Origin of the sequence: Paraburkholderia tropica, from assembly GCF_014171495.1 — a bacterium.
Taxonomy (GTDB): domain Bacteria; phylum Pseudomonadota; class Gammaproteobacteria; order Burkholderiales; family Burkholderiaceae; genus Paraburkholderia; species Paraburkholderia tropica.
This window is the reverse complement of the sequence record NZ_CP049137.1, coordinates 262,201-285,545: the sequence shown is the minus strand read 5'-3', so window position 1 is coordinate 285,545 and position 23,345 is coordinate 262,201. Positions and strand designations below refer to the sequence as shown.

19 protein-coding genes are annotated in these 23,345 nt (G+C 66.9%); 11 read left to right on the top strand and 8 right to left on the bottom strand.

The features are described from left to right. Positions 1–27: 27 nt before the first annotated feature. From G5S35_RS31900 to G5S35_RS31885, 4 genes are all read right to left on the bottom strand, one after another. Positions 28–1,101, bottom strand: a complete 1,074-nt coding sequence (locus G5S35_RS31900) for an alpha/beta hydrolase (RefSeq protein ID WP_237181920.1) — start codon at positions 1,099–1,101, stop codon at positions 28–30. Beyond that, positions 1,098–2,432: an MFS transporter gene (locus G5S35_RS31895; RefSeq protein WP_065059062.1), complete on the bottom strand. Its 1,335-nt coding sequence runs from the start codon at positions 2,430–2,432 to the stop codon at positions 1,098–1,100. Before G5S35_RS31895 ends, G5S35_RS31900 begins: the two co-directional genes overlap by 4 nt. After that, positions 2,429–3,601: an alpha/beta hydrolase gene (locus G5S35_RS31890; RefSeq protein ID WP_237181918.1), complete on the bottom strand. Its 1,173-nt coding sequence runs from the start codon at positions 3,599–3,601 to the stop codon at positions 2,429–2,431. The genes G5S35_RS31895 and G5S35_RS31890 overlap by 4 nt, the downstream gene beginning before the upstream one ends. A gap of 72 nt (positions 3,602–3,673) precedes the next feature. Further along, a complete protein-coding gene (locus G5S35_RS31885) occupies positions 3,674–4,792 on the bottom strand; it encodes a porin (protein ID WP_065059156.1) in 1,119 nt (372 codons plus the stop codon). 181 nt (positions 4,793–4,973) lie between these two features. On the opposite strand from G5S35_RS31885, the gene G5S35_RS31880 reads away from it, so the two are divergent. Continuing rightward, entirely contained in the window at positions 4,974–5,921 is a 948-nt protein-coding gene (locus G5S35_RS31880) for a LysR family transcriptional regulator (RefSeq protein ID WP_183040468.1), read from the top strand. 24 nt (positions 5,922–5,945) lie between these two features. Here G5S35_RS31880 and G5S35_RS31875 read toward each other — a convergent pair whose 3' ends face one another. After that, entirely contained in the window at positions 5,946–6,869 is a 924-nt protein-coding gene (locus G5S35_RS31875; RefSeq protein ID WP_065059064.1) for a LysR family transcriptional regulator, read from the bottom strand. A 101-nt stretch (positions 6,870–6,970) separates the two neighbouring features. Between G5S35_RS31875 and G5S35_RS31870 the strand changes: the two genes are divergently transcribed. From G5S35_RS31870 to aroQ, 6 genes are read left to right on the top strand one after another with little or no spacing between them, the layout of a single operon-like run. Next, a complete protein-coding gene (locus tag G5S35_RS31870; protein WP_183040467.1) occupies positions 6,971–7,921 on the top strand; it encodes a ketopantoate reductase family protein in 951 nt (316 codons plus the stop codon). Then, a complete protein-coding gene (locus G5S35_RS31865; protein ID WP_074985067.1) occupies positions 7,918–8,310 on the top strand; it encodes a VOC family protein in 393 nt (130 codons plus the stop codon). Before G5S35_RS31870 ends, G5S35_RS31865 begins: the two co-directional genes overlap by 4 nt. 1 nt (position 8,311) lies before the next feature. Further along, complete coding sequence (locus G5S35_RS31860) at positions 8,312–8,773, top strand: MaoC family dehydratase (RefSeq protein ID WP_074985065.1); 462 nt, start codon at positions 8,312–8,314, stop codon at positions 8,771–8,773. Next, the gene (locus tag G5S35_RS31855; RefSeq protein ID WP_183040466.1) at positions 8,770–9,984 is read left to right on the top strand and encodes a CaiB/BaiF CoA transferase family protein; all 1,215 of its coding nucleotides are present in this window, start codon (positions 8,770–8,772) and stop codon (positions 9,982–9,984) included. The genes G5S35_RS31860 and G5S35_RS31855 overlap by 4 nt, the downstream gene beginning before the upstream one ends. A gap of 7 nt (positions 9,985–9,991) precedes the next feature. After that, positions 9,992–10,825: a shikimate dehydrogenase gene (aroE, locus tag G5S35_RS31850; protein ID WP_183040465.1), complete on the top strand. Its 834-nt coding sequence runs from the start codon at positions 9,992–9,994 to the stop codon at positions 10,823–10,825. Positions 10,826–10,844: 19 nt separating this feature from the next. After that, on the top strand, positions 10,845–11,315 hold the full coding sequence (gene aroQ / locus G5S35_RS31845) for a type II 3-dehydroquinate dehydratase (protein ID WP_110326309.1): 471 nt from the start codon (positions 10,845–10,847) through the stop codon (positions 11,313–11,315). A 4-nt stretch (positions 11,316–11,319) separates the two neighbouring features. On the opposite strand, the gene G5S35_RS31840 is transcribed toward aroQ, so the two are convergent. The 3 genes from G5S35_RS31840 to G5S35_RS31830 all read right to left on the bottom strand — a co-directional run bounded on the left by G5S35_RS31840 (position 11,320) and on the right by G5S35_RS31830 (position 13,862). Then, positions 11,320–11,691: a hypothetical protein gene (locus G5S35_RS31840; RefSeq protein WP_110326307.1), complete on the bottom strand. Its 372-nt coding sequence runs from the start codon at positions 11,689–11,691 to the stop codon at positions 11,320–11,322. 85 nt (positions 11,692–11,776) lie between these two features. Continuing rightward, the gene (locus G5S35_RS31835; RefSeq protein ID WP_231957490.1) at positions 11,777–13,138 is read right to left on the bottom strand and encodes an ATP-binding protein; all 1,362 of its coding nucleotides are present in this window, start codon (positions 13,136–13,138) and stop codon (positions 11,777–11,779) included. Continuing rightward, complete coding sequence (locus G5S35_RS31830) at positions 13,107–13,862, bottom strand: response regulator transcription factor (RefSeq protein ID WP_074985059.1); 756 nt, start codon at positions 13,860–13,862, stop codon at positions 13,107–13,109. The genes G5S35_RS31835 and G5S35_RS31830 overlap by 32 nt, the downstream gene beginning before the upstream one ends. A gap of 222 nt (positions 13,863–14,084) precedes the next feature. On the opposite strand from G5S35_RS31830, the gene G5S35_RS31825 reads away from it, so the two are divergent. The 4 genes from G5S35_RS31825 to G5S35_RS31810 are packed head-to-tail and all read left to right on the top strand — an operon-like array spanning position 14,085 to position 23,345. Then, on the top strand, positions 14,085–15,395 hold the full coding sequence (locus tag G5S35_RS31825) for an MdtA/MuxA family multidrug efflux RND transporter periplasmic adaptor subunit (protein ID WP_202035052.1): 1,311 nt from the start codon (positions 14,085–14,087) through the stop codon (positions 15,393–15,395). Beyond that, the gene (locus G5S35_RS31820; protein WP_183040463.1) at positions 15,392–18,517 is read left to right on the top strand and encodes a multidrug efflux RND transporter permease subunit; all 3,126 of its coding nucleotides are present in this window, start codon (positions 15,392–15,394) and stop codon (positions 18,515–18,517) included. Before G5S35_RS31825 ends, G5S35_RS31820 begins: the two co-directional genes overlap by 4 nt. Further along, positions 18,514–21,867 (top strand): efflux RND transporter permease subunit, encoded by a 3,354-nt coding sequence (locus tag G5S35_RS31815; RefSeq protein ID WP_176080291.1) that lies wholly within the window; start codon positions 18,514–18,516, stop codon positions 21,865–21,867. The genes G5S35_RS31820 and G5S35_RS31815 overlap by 4 nt, the downstream gene beginning before the upstream one ends. Beyond that, positions 21,864–23,345 (top strand): efflux transporter outer membrane subunit, encoded by a 1,482-nt coding sequence (locus tag G5S35_RS31810; protein ID WP_183040462.1) that lies wholly within the window; start codon positions 21,864–21,866, stop codon positions 23,343–23,345. The genes G5S35_RS31815 and G5S35_RS31810 overlap by 4 nt, the downstream gene beginning before the upstream one ends.

Below are 23,345 nucleotides of genomic sequence, written 5' to 3'. Positions count from 1 at the left end.
TAAACCTCGCACGGCATACCCGCACACTCACCCGAACAGCGCCTCGCGTCCCGCGGGCGAACCGAAAATCGCGTCGGCGTCGTGACCCGCGCCCGCGATTTCGTGCGTGGTATGCGTACTCGCGTGCGGATGCCGCGCGCGCATGTACTGCGCCCAGGCGCGGCCGCGCGCGAGACGATGTGCGCCTTGCGTCATCGCTTCGCACGAACGGTCGAGCGCCGGATGCGCGGGATCGCAATCGCGTTCGCCGAGCAGCAAGATCACATGACGGCGCGCGTACTGCGCTTCGAGCACGCGCGGATCGAGCGTCGCCGTGTTGTTTGTCTGCATCGCGCGCGCGTACGGCGGCAACGCGTCGAGCCCGTATTTCCAGCGATTGAAACCAGGGCAGCGCGCCGCGTCGAACGGCGCGAATCCGCCCGCGCCATCGGGGCGCTGCGCATCGAAATACACATACGACGACGGATTCGCGATCACATAACGCAGCGCCACGCCGCGCGCGGCGAGCGCCGCTTCGCCGGCCGCGAGCACCGCGTAACGCTGCACGACCTGCGCGCCGCCCGAATGCCCGGCGATCACGACTTCGCGCAGCACCGGAAAGCGCACCGTGTCGGCGAGCGCGGCCAGCAGCGCATCGACGACATCGAAGGAACTGAGCGGCGCGGGACCGTGCGCGTCGTCGCCGCCCATCCAGTTGGTCCAGTCCCAGCGCAGCGTGGAGGGCGGCAGGCGATGCGCGTCGATGTCGGCGTCGGCGAGAAACTGCGGGACGAGCAGCAGCGTGTCCTGCGCGGCGCGATTGCCCGCGGCGTGGGCGCCGTCGCGCGCGCGTTGCGCGAGCGCAAAGTAGGCGTCGGCGTTGCGCAGGCGGCCGTGCAGCAGGATCACGGCGCGCGTGGCGTCGTTGCGCGGCGCGTTCCAGCCGCTCGACGTGTAGAGCGGAACCGTGCCGCGTCCGCGCGCGGTATCGACGGCGAATCGCTGCGGCGCGACTGCGGCGACGGGCCGTTCGTTGGGCGCGCGTTCGTCGTGGACGCTGTCCTGGGCGCTGTTTTGGGCGCGGTCGTCGGCGTGACGATGAGGCGTGGTCGACGAGGTCATGCTGCGGGGCTCCGTGGCGAGGCGAGGCGGCGGTCGTCGGCGTCGCGGTGGCCGCGTCGCGTCGCGGCCACCAGCACGAGCGAGAACAGCCCCGCGAAAATCAGATAGAACGCGGGCGTGAGGCTCGAACCCGTGAGGCGCGTGAATCCGGTGATCGTGAACGGCGCGAGTCCGCCGAATAGCGTCACCGCGACGTTGTACGAGAGCGCGACGCCCGACGAGCGGCTGCGCACCGGAAAGAGCGTCGCGAGCATGCCGGGATGGCCCGCCGACATCGCCGCGAGAAAGACCGTGGCGATCACCTGCGCGACGAACAGCCGTTCGGCCGAAGGCGCGGCGACCACGTAGACGAACAGCGGATACGCGCAGGCCATCCACGCGATCGTCACCGGATAGAACAGCCGGTACGCGCCGTAGCGGTCCATCAGGCGGCCCGCGAGCGGAAACAGGAACAGGTTCAGCACGCCGCAGAAGAACGCGCCGCGCAGCGCGACCGCGAGCGGCAGGTGCAACTGGCGCTCGACGTAGACCGCCATGTACGAGTGCCACACGTAGTTGGTCGCGGCGCCCACGGCGATCACGCCCATCGCGCAGAGCGCGGCGCGGCCGTTGTCGCGGAAGAACTGGCGCAGTGAGACGCGCGGCGGCTTGCCTTCGTGCGCCCGCAGTTCGACGAATTCCGGCGATTCGGCCACGCGATGGCGGATATAGAAGCCGATCGGGCCCGCGAGCGCGCCGCAGAGAAACGGCACGCGCCAGCCCCACGCGACGAGTTGCGCGTGCGTGAGCTGCGTCGTCAGCAGATAGCCGGTGCCCGACGAGAGCAGCAGCGCGAACGACTGCGCCGTCATGTTGAAGCTGCCGTAGAACATCTTGCGGCCTGGCGGCGCGTACTCGACGAGCATCGCCGAAGCGGTCGCGAACTGGCCGCCCACCGACAGCCCTTGCAGCAGCCGCGCGAACACGATCAGCGCGGGCGCGGCGAGGCCGATGTGCGCGTAGCCGGGCGTGAGGCCCATCAGCAGCGTGCTGGCCGCCATCGACATGATGATGAGCGAGAGCGCGCGGCTGCGGCCCATGCGATCCGCGTAGAGCCCGAGCAGAATGCCGCCGAACGGCCGCACCACGAAGCCGATCGCGAAGGTGGCGAGCGTGAGCATCAGCGAAAGAAAGCCGCTGCCCGCCGGGAAAAAGACCTGCGCGATGATCTTCGAAAAGTACGCGTAGATCAGAAAGTCGAACCATTCGAGCCCGTTGCCGAGCACCGAGGAGAAGATCGCGCGACGGACCATCGCGGGAGAGAGCGACGACGGGTTCGGGCTCATGGTCATGGCGCGCACCCCGCCGTGTCGAACATCGCGGCGAGCGCGCACGCGGACGTCAGCATGCGCGCGCCGTTGTGACCGACGCCCGGCACCACGTGCAGCGTCTGATCGAGGCCTTGCGGATGGCGCGCCTGCAGATAGCGGAAGTACGCCTGCGCGCGCGCGACGCGCTGCGGGCCTTGCGCCTCGGCGGGACAACTGCGGTCGAGCGCCTTCTGTTGCGGATCGTCGTCGTTGCCGCCGACCAGATAGGTCACGCGACGCCGCGCGTAGGCGGCTTCGAGTTGCGCGGGCGTGCGGTCGGCGAGATAAGCGGGGCGTTGCTGCATGCCGTATTTCCAGGTGTCGAAGTCGGGGCACGCCTGGGCGTCGACGGGCACGGGGCGTTCGGCGTCGAAATACGCATACGACGACGGGCTCGACACCACATAGCGCACGTCGATGCCGGCCTGCGCGAGCGCGCCGAGATCGCGCGCCGCGACGGCGTAGCGCTGCACGACCTGGCCGCCGCCCGAGTGGCCCGCGAAGATCACATGGCGCAGATTGGGAAAGCGCGTGCGGTTGGCGAGCCGTGCGACGATCGCGTCGAGCACCGCGTACGAACTCACGGCTCGCGGCGCGACGGCGGCGTCGCCGGCCATCCAGCCGTTGGCGTCCCAGCGCAGCAGATCGGCGGGTTCGTCGCGGCCCGCGAAGTCGAGCGTCGCGAGGAATTGCGGCGCGATCAGGAGCGTGCCCGATGTGTCCACACCCGAGCCCACACCCGAGTCCGCGCCCGTGTTCGCACCCTCGGCAGCGGCGGCGTCGCGCGCGGTTTCGGCGCTGTGGAAATAGGTATCGGCGTTGCGCAGCTTGCCGTGAATCACGATGATCGCGCGCGTCACGGCGGGCTGCGGGCGGTCCCAGTCGCGCGAGACGTAGAGCGCGAATTCGGCGGGACCGCCAGGCGTGTCGATGCGCATGCGCGTATCCGAAATGTGCGAGACCGGACGCAGATGCGGCGAGTAGACGTGCGCGGCATCGCCGGGCGCGGCGTGCGCGGGCGCGCCGATGCACGCGAGCGTCATGGCGATGGCCAATGCAGTCAGCGATGCCGTGCGCGCGAACGCCGTGCGCCTGACCGGCGATTGTGCGTTCGCCGCGCGCGACGGCGGCCCTTCGGGATTGCGTGTCATGCGTACCACTCCATCAAACGGATGCGTGCGAGGCGTCGGTGTATCGGTGTATCGGTGTATCGACGTCGGCGCTCAAAAGCGATGAAACATGCCGAGCGTCACGCCGGTCTGGTTCGGCCCGTAGGCCGTGCTGTCGGTCGTGCCGACGGGCGTGTATGTGCTGCTCGTGCCGTTCGCGTAACGCGTCGCCTGGGCGTAGGCCACGGTCGCGTAAAGCGACGTGCGCTTCGACAGATCGTATTGCGTGCTCAGCACGCCCATCCACGTATTCGATGCGCCGGGCGTCTTGTTGAGGTCGTAGTAGTACGCGGCCGTCAACTTCAGATGACGCATCACCGGATAACGCGCCCCCGCGAACAGCAGCGCCTGCGATTCCGATGCGCTCTTCGTCGGGTTGTACAGATAGTGTTCGTAGCCGCCGAGCAGTTCGAGCGCGCCGAGGCTCTGGCGCGCCGATACGCTGTAGTTGCGCGATTTCGTCCACTTGCCGCTCGAATTGATCGCCCCGTTGCGGTAGTCGTAGGCGATGGCGACGCCGAAGCTGCCGCCATCGTAATCGAGCCCGCCGCCGTACGCCGCGCTGCTCTGGAACGAGTCGGCGTCGCCGCCGAAGCTGTAGTCGGCGATCGCCGTCAAACCGGCGAGGCGTCCTACGTACTTGACCGAATTGCTGTTGCGCGCGCGGAAGGCGAAGTCGTCGGACGAGCCGGTCGTCGGGAACCACGTGTACTGCTGCGCGAACGACATCGGATCGTAGCGCAACAGAATGTCGTACATCGCCGTGTATTGCAGGCCGAACGACAGCGAGCCGAAGCGCTCGTTCGACAGACCGACGGCGGCCGTGCGGTTGAACAGCGTGCCCGCCGTTGCCTGGGTGCCGTCGTTGCTGTTGAAGCCCGACTCCAGCACGAACCATGCGCTGTTGCCGCCGCCGAGCGGTTCGCTGCCGCGCACGCCGAAGCGCGAGTTGTGAATGCCGCCCGAGTTTTCGCGCACCAGCGAGCCGCCCGTGGCGCTCGCATGCGAGAGGAACTCGACGTTCGCGTCGATCACGCCGTACAGCGTGACCGAGCCCGTGCTCGCGCCCGCGCCGCCGGTCGCCAGTTGCAGCGCCTCGTCGATTTCGCCTTGCGCGTGGGCCGCGCTCCAGCTCGAAATAAGAATGGCTGCCGCGGCGGTGTGCTTTTTCATGGTGGTCTCCGATTGTCGTTTTTGCGTCGTTTTGTGCTGCGCTTCGCTGCGCCGCAAGGGCGGTCGGGCGAAGTCCACGCATCGTAGGGTTGCACGCGATAGATGTAAAATATCGATTCGATGACCCTCCCATATGTTGAAAATATGGGAGCCGCGTAACCGATCCAGGAAGCCAGAAACGATGGAGCTACGCCATTTGCGGTATTTCCTCGCCGTCGCCGAAGAGCGGCAGTTCACGCGCGCCGCCGAGCGGCTGGCGATGCAGCAGCCGCCGCTTTCGCAGCAAATCCGGCTGCTGGAGGAAGAAGTGGGATGCGAGCTGTTCGTGCGGATGCCGCGCGGCGTCGAACTCACGCCCGCCGGCGAGGCGTTCGCGCAGACCGCCACGCTCGTGCTGGAGCGCTTGCAGCAGGGCGTCTTGCACGCGCGTCGTATCGCGCGCGGCGAGCTGGGGACGATCTCGATCGGCTTGACGAGTTCGGCGGCTTTTCATCCGCTCACGACGCAGATCATTCGCGCGTTCGGGGCCGCGCAGCCCGGCATCGAAATCGAACTCGCCGAACTCAACGCCGCCGAGCTGATCGAGCGTCTGCTCGCGCGGCAAGTCGACGTGGCCTTTTTGCGCAAGCCCGTGGAAACGCCCGCCGATCTGTCGTTCGTGCAACTGCTCGACGAACCGATGGTGGTGGTCTTGCCGCTCGGGCATGCGCTGCTCGGGCGCGACCGGGACGGCGACGGTGATGGTGGCGGTGATGGCGAACCGCCCGCGCTGCCGCTCGAAGCGCTCGCGGGCGAAGATTTCATCCTCGTGCGGCGGCCCGGCGCGCCGGGCATGTACGCGGATTTTCTCGCCGCCTGCAAGCGCGCGGGCTTTCTCCCGCACGTCGCGCGCGAAGTGCCGCGCATGCTCACGGGCATCCACATGGTCGCGGCGGGGCTGGGCGTGACGCTGGTGCCGGCGTCGATGCGCCACTACGACCACGGTAATGTGGTGTTTTGCCCGCTGAGCCGCGCGCATGGACTCAGCGCGCCGCTGCATCTCGCACATCCGGCGACGATGCACAATCCGGCGGCCGAGCGCTTCGTGGAATTTGCGCGGGCGAGTCAGGTGCAAGCGCGCGCGGGCTGAACCGGCAGGACGAACGCGCGAACTTCAGCCTTCGAGTCGATTTCCCGCCGCGCCAAACAGCCGGGCGACGACCGAGCGCAGCCAGCGGTTGCCCGCCTCGTGATGGTAGCGCGCGTGCCAATGCTGCCGCACGGCGAATCCGTCGACGGGAATCGGACACGCATGCACCGCGAGATCGCTCGCCTGCGCCAGCGTCTCGCCGATATGACGCGGCAGCGTTGTGATCAGATCCGTGGTTTGCACGATTGCGCCCAGCCCTAGAAACCCCGGCAATTCGAGCGCAATCTGCCGTTCGATACGCTCGCGCACGAGCGCCTGTTCGAGCAGCGCCGTGCCCGTTCCCGCGGTGATCGCCACGTGTCCTTCGCTGCGATACGCCTTCACGCTGAGCCGCTTGCGAATGCGCGGATGATGGCGATTCGCGAGGCAGACCCAATCCTGCTCGTAAAGCTGCTGCTGATAAATGCCGCCGCTCAGCCACGGCACGTAACCAATCGCGAGATCGGCTTCGCCCGATTCCAGCGCGCGCTCCGTATTGCCGTCGATGCGGGCGGCTTCCAGCCGCACGCCCGGCGCCTGCGCGCGCACATGCGCGAGCAGACGCGGCAGCAGCGTGACGTGGCTCGCATCGGTCATGCAGATGCGAAAGCGCCGCTGCGCCGTGGCCGGATCGAAGGCGATTTCCCAGGCCGAAAAGCGCCGCAACGATTCGAGGATTTCGCGGCACGGACCGATCAGCGCGTCCGCCTGTGGCGTGGGCGCCATGCCGGCCGGCGTGCGGATAAAGAGCGGATCGTGCAGATGCTCGCGCAACCGCGCGAGCCAGATGCTGACGGTGGGCTGGCTCTGACCGAGTTGCTCGGCCACGCGCGTGACGCTGCGCGTGTCGTAGAGCAGGTCGAACAGTTGCAGCAGCTTGAGGTCGGGGAGTTCGGTCGGGGTCGTCACGATGCACCATTATTGCGTGAGGCAATGACGACATTGTAGCCATTGCATTGCGACATTGACCGGCGGCTCTTATCGTGGCGTCACACGTTAAGGAGACGCTCTTGAAAATTGCCATTCTGGGAGCCGGCGCGCTGGGCTGCGCGATCGGCGCCACGCTGACCGAAGGCGGCCACGAGACCTGGTTGATCGACCGTTCGCCCGCGCATGTCGAGGCGATGCGCACGCACGGATTGCGCGTCGACGACGCGCGCGGCTCGCGCCAGGTCGCCGTGCGCGCGACCACGCAGGCCGCGGAGGTGGGCGTGGCCGAAGTCGTCATCGTGCTCGTCAAATCGTTTCATACCGACGCGGCGATTCGCGGCGCGCTGACGCTCGTCGGGCCGGAAAGCGTCGTGCTGTCGCTGCAGAACGGCCTCGGTCACGAAGACATTCTGGCCGATGCCGTGGGCCGCGAACGCGTGCTCGCGGGCAAGACCTATGTGGGCGGCGTGCTGCGCGGCGCGTGCCATATCGAGTCGGGCGTCGTGGGCAAGCACACGGTGATCGGCGAACTGGACGGACGCGTGACAGCGCGCGTGCAACGCATCGCCGCAGCGTTCGATCAGGCGGGTCTCGCCACGCAGGTCAGCGACAACATCGTCGGCGCCATGTGGGACAAGCTGCTCGTGAACGTGGCCACGGGCGCGCTCACGGGCCTCACGTCGCTCACCTACGGCCAGCTTTACGATGAGCCGCTGCTCAAGGCCGCGTCGCTGGCGGCGGTGGCCGAAGCGATCGCGGCGGCGCAGGCCGCGGGCGTCACGCTGTCGATGACCGATCCGGAGCAGGCGTGGACGCTGGCGGCCGAAGGTCTGCCCGCCGCGTTCAAGACCTCGATGCTGCAGAGCCTCGAAAAAGGCTCGGTGACCGAGATCGACTTCATCAACGGCTCGGTCGTGCGCTGGGGCGCGCGTCATGGCGTGCCGACGCCCGTCAACGCGACGCTCGTCGCCTGCATCAAGGGCGTGGAGCGCGCGATGGCCGACCGGCGGCAAGCGCAGGCGCGGGCATGAGCGCGCCGAAAGCCTATCTGGAGCACGTCGCCCTTTTCGTGCGCGACATCCACTGGCATATCCGCTTCTTCGAGGACGTGTTCGGCATGACGATGCGTGAGGTCGACGGCACGCTCGACGCGCCGCGCCAGTTCTGGACGCTCGGCGGCATGCAGTTCATCCAGATGGCGGATTTCGCGGGCCCGGAAGGGCGGCTCGGTCATCTCGGCATCATGTGCGAGGACGTCGACGCGGCGCTCGCGGCGGCGCGCCGTTACGACGTGCAGCCGATGCCGCAAGGCGCGAACTGGCTGCGTCTGCCCGATGGTCTCGCCATCGAATTCATTCAGGCGAAGCCCGCGCGCTGTGTCGCGCAGGCGCTCGCCATCGATCCGCGCGCGGAGGCATGACATGAGCATCATCGAAAAAACCTGGGACGACGCGCGCGAAGGCGACGAATGCGTGAGCCCGACTTACGTCGTCACAAAAGAGCGCATTCTCGCCTACGCCGATCTCACGGGCGATCACACGCCGGTGCATGTCGATGAAGACTACGCGAACGCCAGCCATTTCGGTTGTCTCGTCGCGCATGGGCTGTTCGGTCTGTCGATCGCCGACGGCCTGAAAACGCAGAGCGATTATCGTTTTCTGCCGGGCATGTCGCTGGGCTGGAGCTGGGACTTCGTTTTGCCGATCAAGGTGAACGACGTGCTGCACGTGAAGTTTCGCGTCGGCTCGATGCGGCCTAGCCGAAGCCGTCCCGATTGGGGCATCGTCGTGCTGCCTTCGGAACTGATTAACCAGCACGGCGACGTCGTGCAGCGCGGCGAGCATCGCCTGATGGTGCCGCGCCGTCCCCGAGGTGCGCGATGAAACAGGCGCGTCCACTCGAAGGAATTCGCGTTGTCGATTACAGCCACTTTCTCGCGGGTCCGTATGTGGGGCGCTGCCTCGCGGCGCTCGGCGCGGAAGTGATCAAGGTCGAGCGCCCCGGCGGCGGCGACGCCGGACGTCAGCATGCGACCGTGCTCGACGCGCGCAGCAGCGGCTATTTTCTGCAGCTCAACATGGGCAAGCGCGGCGTCAGCGTCAATATGAAAGACCCGCGCGGCAAGGCCTTCATGGAGCGTCTCTGCGATTCGGCGGACGTGTTCGTGGAGAACTATCGTCCCGGCGCGCTCGACAAGCTCGGGCTCGGCTATGAGGCGCTGTCGACGCGCAATCCAGGCCTTGTTTACTGCTCGATTTCGGCTTATGGACACACGGGACCGGACGCGCATCGCGCCGGTTTCGGTCTGATCGCCGAAGCGAAGAGCGGCATCATGCAGATGGTCGGCACGCCGGGCGAGCGCCCGCCCTTGCTGCGCATCTCGCTCGGCGACATGTACACGGGCATTCATGCGGTGGCGGCGATCAATGCGGCGCTGCTCGGCCGCGTAAAGAGCGGTCGCGGCCAGCATATCGACATGGCGCTCTACGACACGCTGGTGTCGATGCACGAGTACGCGGTTCAGTGCTACACGCTCGCGGACGTGCTGCCCGAACAGACCGGCCACGATATGCCGGGCTCGACGCTTTACGGCGTGTTTCGCGCGACCGACGGCGATCTCGTGATCGCGGCCCAGGTGGACGACGCGTGGAAGCGTTTCGCCGCGCTGATCGAAGCGAGCGGCGGCCCGCGCGGCTTTGGCGCCGACGCGCGCTTTCACGACAGTGTGGGGCGCAACACGCATCGGCTCGATATTCTCGCCGTGGTCGAACCGTGGGTGGCGGCGCGCACGGTGGCGCAGATTCTCGCTCTGCTCGATGGCATCGATGTGCCTTGCGCGAAGGTGCAACGCATCGACGAAGTGATCGCCGATCCGCAGATTCAGGCGCGCGGCATGATCGTCGAACAGGAGCATCCGCGTTACGGCACGCTGCGTCTGCCCAATCTGCCGTTTCGTTTTTCCGCGTGCGATACGACGATCCGCGAAGTCGCGCCCGATCTGGGTCAGCACAACGCGGAAATAGCGCAATCGCTCGGCTTCACGCCCGCCGAGATCGATGCGATGCAAACCGATGGCGTGCTGTTCGAACAGTGAGGCCGCAATGAAGGATGCATATGCAGTCATTGGCCATCCGGTCGGCCATACGAAATCGCCGCTGATTCACGGCCTGTTTGCCGAAGCGACGCAGCAGGCGATGCACTACACCGCGATCGAAGCGCCGCGCGAACCGGCAGGCGCGTTTGCAGCGACGGTGCGCGAATTCAACGCGGCGGGTGGCAAAGGGTTGAATATCACCGCGCCGTTCAAGCTCGCCGCATTCGAAATGGCCGACGCGCGCAGCGAACGCGCGACGCTCGCGGGCGCCGCGAACGCATTCAAGTTCGAAGACGGCAGGATTATCGCGGAGAACTTCGATGGGATCGGTTTGCTGCGCGATATCGAGGTGAATCTGCGCACGCCGCTCGCCGGGAAGCGGGTGTTGCTGCTCGGCGCGGGCGGCGCGGCGCGCGGTGCGTTGCTGCCGTTTCTGGGCGCGCGGCCCGTTGAACTGGTGATCGCGAATCGTCATGTCGAGAAGGCGCGGGCGTTGGCGGCGCAACTGGCCGCACACGGCCGGATCAGCGCCTGCGCCTACGGCGAACTCGAACGCAGGGGGCGTTTCGATCTGGTGATCAACGCGACTTCCGCGAGCCTGACCGGCGATCTGCCGCCGGTGCCGCCGGGCGTTTTCAGTCCGCGTGGCACGGCTTATGAGCTGGCTTATGGCAAGCGACTGACGCCGTTTCTGCGGCTCGCGCGCAATGCGGGCGTGGCGGGTGTGGCCGATGGTGTGGGTATGCTGGTGGAGCAGGCCGCCGAAGCATTTGCATGGTGGCGCGGCGTGCGCCCGGAGACGCAGGCGGTCATCGACCGGCTGACGGTGCCGCTCGATTGAGCGCGAACAAGGAGACGAAGTGACGACGATTCTGATGTTGCACGGCATTAATCACAACATGTTCGGCAAGCGCGATCCGCGCCAATACGGAACCATCACGCTCGAACAGATCGACGCGCAATTGCAGGCGCTCGCGCGCGAACTGGAGGTGCGCGTGGAGTCGTTCCAGACCAATAGCGAAGGCGCGATGTGCGAGCGCATTCATCGCGCTTTCGAAGACAGTGTCGATGCGGTGCTGATCAATGCAGGAGCGTGGACGCATTACAGCTACGGCATTCGCGACGCGCTCGCGATCCTGACCTGTCCCGTGGTCGAACTGCACATGTCGAACATTCACGCGCGCGAGGCGTTCAGGCATCGATCCGTGTTCGCGGAAATCGTGACGGGCCAGATTGGCGGATTCGGCTCGCAGAGCTATTTGCTGGCGCTGCGCGCGGCCGCGGACGCGGCATCGGTGCAGCAGGCTGAGCGTGTTCAACCCGCAACGTGATCCATCACTCGTGACGCAAGGCGAATGATCCCAGATCGTCAAGATGCCTAAGCAATGCCTCGACGTCGTTCGGTGCATGAGCGAAACCTTCGGCTTCGCCGTCCCGCAGACTGACCTTGCGGCTCGCATGTCCGTGAAGCCAGCCGCACAGCCCCGCGCCGAGCACCGGCCATACCGCCTGACTCGCCGGCAGCGCGAATTGCAGCGCGGTCGACGGCGCTTCGCCGTCACGGGGCGGGCTTTGAGGCGCGGGCGTCAATCCCGTTCCGCCGTCCAGCCGGATCGTTCGCGCCGCGCGCCGCGCATCGTAGAGAAACGCGAGCGCCGCTTCATGGCTGGCGGGATGCAACACCAGATGAACGAGTTTCGTATCCACTTCGCTGGCTCGTCAATGCAGGGTTGAGAACAGGGGATCGACAGCGGTCGTCGCGCCGGCGCGCGAACGCGGCTGCACCCGACACTCAAAATTCGACGGCATGCCTGAGTTGGACGCGCGCGGTCAGACCCGAAGGGCGGCGATTGAAGAGTGTGAGATGGCCGTCATGCGCGCGCACGATGTCGCGCACGATCGCGAGTCCGAGCCCGACGCTGCCCGGCTGGCTGCCGCGCGACGGATCGAGACGCACGAACGGTTCGAGCACGTCGCGCAGTCGCGTTTCGGGAATGCCCGGACCGTCGTCGCTGACGTCGATGAGAATCGTGTCGTCGCGCACCGAGGCCACGACCACCACGGTCTCGCCGAATCGCAAGGCGTTGTCGATCAGATTCGCCATCACGCGCTGCATGCCGTCGGGGCGGCAGAAGTAGCGGATCTGGCGCGGGCCGTCATAGCGGATCGCCGCGCCCGCTTCCTCGTACTCGTCGCACACGGTCGCAATCAACGCGCTCAGATCGAGCCATTCCTTGTTTTCGTTGTCGTTGCCCGTATTCAGATACGACAGCGCCGAGGACACCATCGTCTGCATCAGGTCGATGTCCTTGCGCACTTTGTCGCGCATGGACGGGCTTTCGTTGGTGTCGATCTGTAGACGCATGCGCGTGAGCGGCGTACGCAGATCGTGGCTCACGGCCGCGAGCATGCGCGTGCGGTTGTGCAGCGACTGCGTGATGCGCTCCTGCATCAGGTTGAACGCATGCGCGGCGCGGCGGATTTCGAGCGGTCCTTCTTCCTCGATCGGCGCGAGCGCGATGTCGCGGCCGAACGCGTCGGCCTTGTCGGCGAGACGGCGCAGCGGACGCACCACCAGCGACACGGCCCACACCGACATGCCGAGCACGCCGACGCACATGAACAGAATCGCGCCATAGAACGGGAAGCGCAGGCGCGGCGGCTCGGGGCCGATGTGCTGCGTGCGGACTTCGAGTTGCGCGTCGTCGCCAGGCAGTTTGACGAGCACCTGGATCGTGCCGCCGGGATCGGTCTTGTCGCAGGAATGCACGCTGACCGTCGCGCCGATGTCGCGCAGTTCGTCGCGCAGCGTGTGATACAGCTCGCCGTTGTCGAGCGTGTTGACGGTGCAGCGCGCGGGCGTGGTCGTCATGCCGAGCACGTAGTCGGGCGTCTGCATGACGGCCGCCGTGTGTGCGCGCGCATCGACGGGCAAGCGCGCGAGCACGCGCGCGAAGTTCGCGATGCGGAAGGTCGGCTGCCACGGCCACGGCGGTTTGGGCGGGCCGCTCGGGTTGAGCAGCAGCAGCGTGAAGAGCGCGAACGTGACGCTCGACGAGCACACGATGATCGCGAGAATCTGGCCGAGCGTGGTGGAAAAGAAGCGGCGCATCACGCGTGCATCACTCGAAAACGACGTCGCGCTGGAAGGCATAGCCGTCCGCGCGCACGGTGCGTATGGTTTCGTCGAGCGGATCGTCGCCGCTGAGCTTGCGGCGCAGGCGGCTGACGAGCAGATCGATCGAGCGCGCGGCGATCGGGAAATCCTTGCCGCGCGTGAGGGCGATCAGCTGTTCGCGCGAGAGCACCTGGCGCGCGTGGCGGCAGAACACCAGCAGCAGGTCGGTTTCCGCGCCCGTGAGCGGAATGCGCAGGCCCGTGGGCGAGCGCACGAAACGCCGGTACGGATAGAACGTGTGCCCCGCGAACGCGGCCACGAGCTCGGCGCCGGGGTCGCGCGCGGCGTCGCCGGGCGCGGCGCTCTGGCTGGTCTGGGCGGGCTCCGCGCCGCTCGGCGGACGCCGCAAGGCGGAACGGATGCGCGCGAGCAGTTCGCGCAGATCGAAGGGCTTGGAGACGTAGTCGTCGGCGCCGAGTTCGAGGCCGATCACCTTGTCGGTGGTCTCGACGAGCGCGGTCAGCATGATGATGCGCGGCCCGCCCGAGGCGCGCAGACGGCGGCACAGCTCCAGCCCGTCCATGCCCGGCAACATCACGTCGAGCAACACCAGCTCGACGCTCTCCTGCGCGAGCATCGCGAGACCCTGTTCGGCGCTCCCGGCCACCCGCGTGCGATAGCCTTTGCCGCTCAGGAATTGAGCCAGCGGCGCACTGATGTCGGGGTCGTCTTCGACGATGAGAATGGGAACGTTGTTCAAGGGAGGGCGGCAGCGGAGAGGCGTGTGGAGTTCGCTTTCATTGTCCGATAATTCGCTGACGATCGGGCTGCATATCGTGTGTCAATCTGGCTACATTGTGTTGATTCCATTAAAAATCAACAAGATATGAGCGTCATGCCGTATCGTTCGCGGCTTCATTCACGTATTGCGAACGGCATGGACAAGCGCGTAGAGCCCCCCCGAGCACCCGATGAAACCCCCGTGCGCGAGCCGCACGAAACACGCTCGCAGCGGCGTCGCCGCGTCTGGCCGTGGGCGCTGCTGCTGCTCGGCGTCGCCGCGGCCGCGCTGTTCGCGCTGCGTCCCCACGCGCCTGGCGCGGGCGGCCTGCCGGGCTTGCCGGGCGCACCCGGCGGCCCGGGTGGCCCCGGTGGTCCGATGGGCGGCATGGCGCAGTCGGTCGGCGTCGCCACCGCCGCGACGGGCGACGTGCCCGTGCGCCTGAGCTCGCTCGGCACCGTGACGTCGCTCGCGACCGTCACCGTCAAATCGCAGATCAGCGGCTATCTCCAGTCGATTGATTTCCGCGAAGGCCAGCACGTGAAGAAGGGCGACGTGCTCGCGCAGGTCGATCCGCGCCAGTACGAAGTGCTGCTCAAGCAATATCAGGGGCAGGTCGTGAAGGACAAGGCGCTGCTCGACAACGCTCGCCTCGATCTCGCGCGCTACCAGCGCCTCGCGAAAACCGACTCGGTTTCGCAGCAGACGCTCGACACCGCCGAGGCCACCGTGCGCGAGTACGAAGGCACGGTGCTGACCGATCAGGCGCAGGTCGACGCCGAAAAGCTCAACCTCACCTATTGCCGCATCGTGTCGCCGGTCGACGGACGCGTGGGGCTGCGTCAGGTCGACGTCGGCAACTACGTGACGGCGTCGGACACGGACGGCGTGGTCGTCGTGACCGAGACCGATCCGATTTCGGTCGTGTTCACGCTGCCCGAGGACGATCTGGGCCGCCTCAACAAGCGCCTCGCGAGCGGCGCGCGTCTGCAGGTGACGGCCTACGACCGCTCAGGCGAGGAGAAGATCGCGGACGGCGTGCTCGACACCGTCGACAACCAGATCGACACCACGACCGGCACCGTGAAGCTGCGCGCGCTGTTCAAGAACGCCAACGGCGCGCTGTTCCCGAACCAGTTCGTCAATATCTCGCTGCTGCTCGACACGCTGCACGGCGCGGTGACGATTCCGTCCGAGGCCGTGCAGACCGGCACGCCGGGCACCTTCGTCTATCGCGTCAACGACAATCAGACCGTGTCGCTGCGCAAGGTGCGCGTGGGCGCGTCGGCCAACGGCCGCACCGCCGTGCTCGCGGGGCTGGCGGCGGGCGATCGCCTCGTCGTCGACGGCGCCGATCATCTGAGCGACGGCGCGAAGATCCGCGAGCCGAAGCAGGGCGCCAGAAACGTCACGAAGGACGCGGGCAACGACGCAGGTAAAAGCGCGGGCAACGACGCGGGCAATAACGCAGGCAACGACAGCGCCGGCGCAAAGGCCCGCCCGCAGTCATGAATCCGTCGCGCCTCTTCATTCTGCGGCCGGTCGCGACGACCTTGCTGATGGCGGCGCTGCTCGTCGTCGGCCTCGTCGCCTGGCGCTTTCTGCCGCTCTCCGCACTGCCCTCGGTCGAATACACGACGATCCAGGTGCAGACCTTCTATCCGGGCGCGAGCCCGGACGTGATGACGTCCGCCGTCACCGCGCCGCTCGAAGATCAACTCGGCGAAATGGCGGGCCTCAAGCAGATGGCCTCGCATTCGTCGGCGGGCGCCTCGGTCATCACGCTGCAATTCGATCTCGCGGTGTCGATGGACGTCGCCGAGCAGGAAGTGCAGGCCGCCATCAACGCGGCCGACAGCCTGCTGCCGAGCGATCTCCCCGCGCCGCCCGTCTACGCGAAGGTCAATCCCGCCGACGCGCCGATCCTCACGCTCGCGATCACCTCGCCGACGATGCCGCTCACCGAGGTGCAGGCGCTCACGAACACGCGCATCGCGCAGAAGATTTCGCAGATGGCGGGCGTGGGCCTCGTCACGCTCTCGGGCGGCCACAAGCCCGCCGTGCGCGTGCGCCCGAACATTCGCGCGCTGGCGGCTTACGGCCTGAACGTCGACGACTTGCGCACCACGCTCACGAACGTCAACACGAATGCGCCGAAGGGCTCGCTCGACGGCCCGCATCGCGCGTGGACGATCGACTCGAACGACCAGATCGAAGATCCCGAGCAGTATCTGGATACCGTGATTGCGTATCGCAGCGGTCGTCCCGTGCGTCTGCGCGATGTCGCCGACGTGGTGGCGGGCGCGGAAAACACGCAGCTCGCCGCGTGGAGCAACGACACGCCCGCGATCTTGCTGAACGTGCAGCGCCAGCCCGGCGCGAACGTGATCAAGGTCGCCGATTCGATCAAGGCGATGTTGCCTGCGCTCACGCGCGATCTGCCGTCGTCGGTGCATGTGGCGCTGCTCACGGACCGCACGACCACGATTCGCGCCTCGGTGAAGGACGTGCAGTTCGAACTCGCGCTCGCCGTCGCGCTGGTCGTGATGGTGATCTTCGTGTTCCTGCGCAACGTGCCCGCGACGCTGATTCCGAGCCTTTCGGTGCCGCTCTCGCTGGTCGGCACGTTCGCGGCGATGTATCTGTGGGGCTTCAGTCTCGACAATCTTTCGCTGATGGCGCTGACGATCGCCACCGGCTTCGTGGTCGACGACGCGATCGTCGTGATCGAGAACATCAGCCGCCACGTGGAAGCGGGCATGGAGCCGCTCGATGCCGCGCTGAAGGGCTCGCGCGAAATCGGCTTCACGATCATTTCGCTCACGGTCTCGCTGCTCGCGGTGCTGATTCCGCTGCTGTTCATGGGCGACGTGATCGGGCGTCTGTTCTACGAGTTCGCGGTGACGCTCGCGGTGGCCATCGTGATCTCGGCGCTTGTCTCGCTCACGCTGGTGCCGATGCTGTGCGCGCGGCTGTTGCGCGCCGCGCCTCATGGCACGCACGGCACGCATGCAGCGTCGAAAGCACGCAAAGGCCGCGACTGGTTCGGTCCGATCATGGCGCGCTACGACCGCGCGCTGACGTTCGCGCTCGATCACGAAAAGGCCACGCTCGCGGTCGCGGTGGGCACCTTCGCGCTCACGGCCGCACTGTACGTGCTGATCCCGAAGGGCTTCTTCCCGACGCAGGATACGGGCGTGATCCAGGGCATCACCGAAGCCTCGCAATCGATCTCGTTCGAGCGCATGAGCGCGCTGCAAACGCAGCTCGCCGACGTCGTGCTGAAAGATCCGGACGTGGTGAGCCTGTCGTCGTCGGTGGGCGTGGACGGCAGCAACATGACGCTCAACATGGGCCGCATGCAGATCAACCTGAAGCCGAAGGACGAACGCAGCGCCTCGGCGAGCGAGATCATCCGCCGCCTGCAGAACGAAACCGCCGACGTGACGGGCATCGCGCTGCATATGCAGCCCGTGCAGGATCTGAGCGTGGATACGCAGGTGAGCGCGACGCAGTATCAGTTCATGCTCGACAACCCGTCGATGGACGAACTGAGCACGTGGACGCCGAAGCTGGTGGCCGAACTGCGCAAGCAGCCCGAACTCGCCGACGTGACGAGCGATCTGCAGGACGCGGGTCTCGCCGCCACGGTGCAGGTCGATCGCGCGACCGCCGCGCGCTTCGGCATCACGCTCGCGACCATCGACAACGCGCTCTACGATAACTTCGGCCAGCGCATCGTCAGCACGATCTTCACGCAGTCGGACCAGAAGCGCGTGATCATGGAGATCGATCCGAAGCTTGCGCGCGGCCTCAATGCGTTCGATTCGGTCTATCTGCCGTCGTCGACGGCGACCGATGGTCAGGTGCCGCTCTCGGCTGTCGCGCGCATCGTCACGAGCAAAAAGCCGATCCAGATTTCGCACCTCGGCCAGTTCCCGGCCACGACCATTTCGTTCAATCTCGCGAAGGGCGCGTCGCTCGGCGCGGCGGTCAAGGCCGTCAAGCGCGCGGAAGCGGCGCTTGCGATGCCGGACAGTTTCGAAACGCGTTTCCAGGGCGCGACGGATGCGTTCCAGTCGTCGCTGTCGAGCGAGCTGTATCTCGTGCTCGCGGCGGTGCTGGTGATGTACGTGGTGCTCGGCGTGCTCTACGAGAGCTTCGTGCATCCGCTCACGATTCTCTCGACGCTGCCTTCGGCGGGCGTCGGCGCGCTGCTGGCGATGGCGCTCACGGGTGCGGATCTCGACATCATCGGCGTGATCGGCATCGTGCTGCTGATCGGCATCGTCAAGAAGAACGCGATCATGATGATCGACTTCGCACTCGTGGCCGAACGCGACGAAGGCCTCACGCCGCGCGAGGCGATTCATCGCGCGTGTCTGCTGCGTCTGCGCCCGATTCTCATGACGACGATGGCCGCGCTGATCGCCGCCGTGCCGCTCGCGCTCGGCACCGGCAGCGGCTCCGAATTGCGCCATCCGCTCGGCATCGCGATGATCGGCGGGCTGGTGTTCAGTCAGGCGCTCACGCTGTTCACGACGCCGGCCGTGTATCTCGCGATGGAGCGCATGGCGGCGTGGCTGCGCGCGCGCGGCTGGACGCTCAACGGCGCACAGCGAGGCGCGTCATGAATCTGAGCGCCGTGTTTATCCGGCGGCCGGTCGCAACCATTCTGGTGACGATCGCGATTGCCGCGGCCGGCGCGCTGGCGTTCGGCCGTCTGCCCGTCGCGCCGCTGCCCGCCGTGGACTTTCCGACCATCCGCGTGCAGGCGCAGATGTCGGGTGCGAGTCCCGAGACGATGGCGGCCACCGTGGCCGCGCCGCTCGAACGCCACCTCGGTCAGATCGCCGACGTCACCGAAATGACCTCGCAGAGCAGCGTCGGCTCGACCGACGTGATCCTGCAATTCGGTCTGGACCGCGATATCAACGGCGCGGCGCGCGACGTGCAGGCGGCGATCAACGCCGCGCGCGCCGATCTGCCGAGCGCGCTCAAGTCGAATCCCACCTATCGCAAGTTCAATCCCGCCGACGCGCCGATCCTGATCGTCTCGCTCACCTCGAAGACGCTCACGCCGGGCCAGCTCTACGACAGCGCCGCGACCGTGCTGCAACAGCGGCTCATGCAGATCGACGGCATCGGCAACGTCGACCTGAACGGCAGTTCGCTGCCGGCCGTGCGCGTCGAGCTGAACGCGGGCGCGCTGTTCAAATACGGCATCGGCCTCGAAGACGTGCGCGCCGCGCTTTCCGCCGCGAACGCGGACAGCGCGAAGGGCATGGTCAGCGACGGCGCGCTGCGCTGGCAGCTCTACGCCAACGACCAGGCCGAACGCGCCGACGAATACCGCAATCTGGTGGTCGCGTGGCGCAATAGCCGGCCCGTGTTCCTGCGCGACGTGGCCGAGGTGAACGACTCGGTCGAGAGCCTGCGCAACGCCGGTTATGTGAACGGCAAGCCCGCCGTGATGCTGTGGATCTTCAAGCAGCCGGGCGGCAATATCGTCGACGTGGTCGACCGCGTGAAAGCCGTGTTGCCGCAATTGCAGGCCGCGCTGCCGCCGGGCACCGAAGTCACGGTTTCCGACGACCGCAGCAGCACGATACGCGCGTCGCTTTCGCATACCGAACGCACGCTCGTGATCGCCGTGGTGCTGGTCGTGCTCGTGGTGCTCGCGTTCCTGCGCAACGTGCGCGCGACGCTGATTCCCGCCGTGACCGTGCCGGTGTCGATCCTCGGCACGTTCGGCGCGATGAAACTGTTCGGCTACAGCCTCGACAATCTTTCGCTGATGGCGCTGACCATCGCGACCGGCTTCGTCGTCGACGATGCCATCGTGGTGCTGGAAAATATCGCGCGCCATCGCGAACGCGGCGCGTCGCGTCTCGAAGCCGCCTTCGCGGGCGCGAAGGAAGTGAGCTTCACGGTGATCTCGATGAGCGTGTCGCTGATCGCCGTGTTCCTGCCGATCCTGTTGATGGGCGGACTCGTCGGGCGGCTTTTCCGCGAGTTCGCGATCGTGCTGTCGATCGCGATTGCGGTGTCGATGATCCTCGCGCTCACGACCACGCCCACGCTGTGTGCGCTGCTGTTGCGCAGCGCCGAGGACGAAGCGGCGCAGCCGCGGCGCGACAATCGTTTCACGCGTTTCTTTGCACGCGTGAGCGACGCGCTGGGCCGCAGCTTCGACGCGGCGGAACGCGTTTATGAGCGCACGCTCGGCGCGGCGCTGCGTCATCCGCTGCTGGTGCTCTGCACCTTGATCGCCACGATTGCGCTGAACGTCGTGCTCTACGCCGTGGTGCCGAAAAGCCTGTTTCCGCAGCAGGACAGCGGCATGATGGGCGGCGGCATGATGGCCGACCAGAGCATTTCGTTTCAGGCGATGAGCGTGAAGGTCAAGCAGGCGCTCGCGATCGTCAAGGCTGATCCGGCGGTGCAGACCGTGGTGGGATTTACGGGCGGTCACGGCACCAATCAGGCCTTTACGAGCATCACGCTCAAGCCGCTCGACGAGCGCAAGGTGTCGGCGTTTACGGTGATGGCGCGGCTGCGCAGCAAGCTCGCGTCGATTCCCGGCGCGCAACTGATGATGTTCCCGCGCCAGGATCTGATGGTGGGCGGGCGGCAGAGCTTCGCGCAGTTTCAGTACACGCTGCAAGGCGACGACACCGCGCAGGTGCAGCAATGGGCCACGCGTCTGACCGAGGCGCTCAAGCATGTTCCCGCGCTCGCCGACGTCAGCTCCGATCAGCAGAACGGCGGTCTTTCCGCGAAGGTCGTGGTCGATCGCGCGACGGCGATGCGCTTCGGTCTCACGCCCGACACGGTCGACGCCACGCTGTACGACGCGTTCGGCGAGCGCGAGGTGTCGACCATCTACAAGGCGCAGAACCAGTATCACGTGGTGATGGAGATCGCGCCGAAGTGGTTGCAGGACCCGTCGTCGCTGAACGATATCTATGTGAGCACCTCGGGCGCGGCGGCAAGCGGCACGTCGACGACGAACGCGGTCTCCGGCACGGTGACGAGCGCTTCGACGTCGTCGTCATCGAGCACGAGTTCGAGCAGTTCGTCGAGCAGCACTACGTCGTCCAGTTCGGCCACCAACGCCTCGACCAATTCGATCGCGACCAGCAGCGGCGGCAGCGTTTCGACGGGCGCGGCCGTGAGCACGTCGAGCAGCACGATGGTGCCGCTCTCCGCGTTCTCGAAGCTTGTGCAGGCGCACACGCCGGTCTCGGTGAATCACCAGGGCCAGGCCGTGGCCGTGACGATCTCGTTCAACCTCGCGCCCGGTCATCAACTCGCCGACGCGACCGCCGCCGTCGATCAGGCCGTCAAGGATCTGAACATGCCGAACACCGTGCACGGCGCGTTCGCGGGCACGGCGGGCAGCGCGCTCGCGGCGGCCTCGGCCATGCCCTTGCTGATCGGCGCGGCGCTGCTGGCCGTGTATGCGGTGCTCGGCATGCTCTACGAGAGCTATGTGCATCCACTCACGATTCTGTCGACGCTGCCCTCGGCGGGCGTGGGCGCCGTGCTCGCGCTGCTCGCGACCAACACGGAGTTCTCGGTGATCGCGCTGATCGGCGTGTTTCTGCTGATCGGCATCGTCAAGAAGAACGCCATCATGATGGTCGATTTCGCGCTCGACGCGCAGCGCACGCAGAACCTCGCGCCCGCCGACGCCATTCGCGCCGCCTGCGTGATGCGCTTTCGCCCGATCATGATGACGACCTGCGCGGCGCTGTTCGGCGCGGTGCCGCTCGTGCTCGATCAGGGCATGGGCGCGGAACTGCGCCGACCGCTCGGCATCGCCATCATCGGCGGGCTGATCGTCAGCCAGTTGCTGACGCTCTACACGACGCCCGTCGTCTACCTCTATCTCGATCGCCTGCGCCATCGCGCGCGCGCCCTCTGGCGGCGCGTGCGTCCCGGTTCGTCCGGTGGCGCGATGACGGACACATCCGCATGAAGCTCGCACCTTTCCGTATCCGCAATTCTCTCTGCACGACCCTCGCCGTCGGCGCGGCGCTGCTCGCGCTGCAAAGCTGCACGGTCGGCCCCGACTATCGACGTCCCGACGTCGTCACGCCCGTCGCGTTCAAGGAAGCGCCTAAGGGCTGGAAGAGCGCGACGCCCGCCGACGCCGCCGCGCGCGGCGACTGGTGGAGCGTCTATCACGATCCCGTGCTCGACTCGCTCGTGCCGCAAGTGGCGATCAGCAACCAGAACCTGAAGGCCTACGAGGCCGCGTATCGCCAGGCGCTCGCGGTCGTGCGCGAGGCGCGTGCGAATCTCGCGCCGACCGTCGCGCTCGCGCCGGGCGTCACGCGTTCGCGCAGCAGCAACACGACGGCGACGACCGGCTCGCTGGAAGCCAGCGCGTCGTGGGATCTGGATCTCTGGGGCAAGGTGCGCCGCCAGGTGGAAAGCGACAAGGCGAGCGCGCAGGCGAGCGCGGCGGAACTGGCGGATCTGACGCTGTCCGCGCAGGAATCGCTGGTGTCGGATTACTTTTCGATGCGGTATCAGGACTCGCTCACGCGTTTGCTGAACGACACCGTGAAGGCCTACGAGCGCAGCCTCGATATCACGCGCAATCAGTACGAAGCGGGCGTGGCCGCGCGCTCGGACGTGGTGACGGCGCAGACCACGCTCGCGACCGCGCGCGCGTCGGCCATCGCCGCCGAAGCGTTGCGCGACCAGTACGAGCATGCCATCGCGCTGCTGATCGGCCGTCCGCCTTCGGGCCTGACGATCGCGCCCGCCGAACTCGCGAGCGAGGTGCCGGACCTGCCGCTCGTGGTGCCGTCCGAACTGCTCGAACGCCGCCCCGATATCGCCGAGGCCGAGCGCACGATGGCGCAGGAAAACGCGCTGATCGGCGTGGCCGTGGCCGCATACTATCCGACCATTTCGCTCTCGGGCGCGGCGGGGTATTCGGGCGTGCTGCCGCTGCTGAGCGCGGCCAACACGCTCTGGTCGATCGCGGCGAGCGGCAGCGAAACGCTGATCGACGGCGGCGCGCGCTCGGCGGCCGTCGACGCGGCGCGCGCGTCGTACGACCAGAGCGTCGCGAACTATCGGCAGACGGTGCTCACGGCGTTCCACGACGTCGAGGACGAACTGTCGAATCTGCGTGTGCTCGGCGAGCAGGCGGTCGCGCAGGACGAAGCCGTGAAGCTCGCGCGCCAGTCGGTGCAGATCTCGCTCGACGAATACGAGGCGGGCACCGTGACGTACACGACGGTCGTGACCGCGCAGGCGACGGCGCTCTCCAACGAGCAGACCGCGTTGCAGGTGCGTTCGAACCGGTTGATCGCGAGCGCCAGTTTGATCGAAGCGCTGGGCGGCGGCTGGGACGCGTCGCGCCTGGCAGGGACGGAGACGGCGCAAGCGCCGCAAGCGTCAGACGACCCGCAAACGGTGCAAACGGCGCAAGGTCGATGA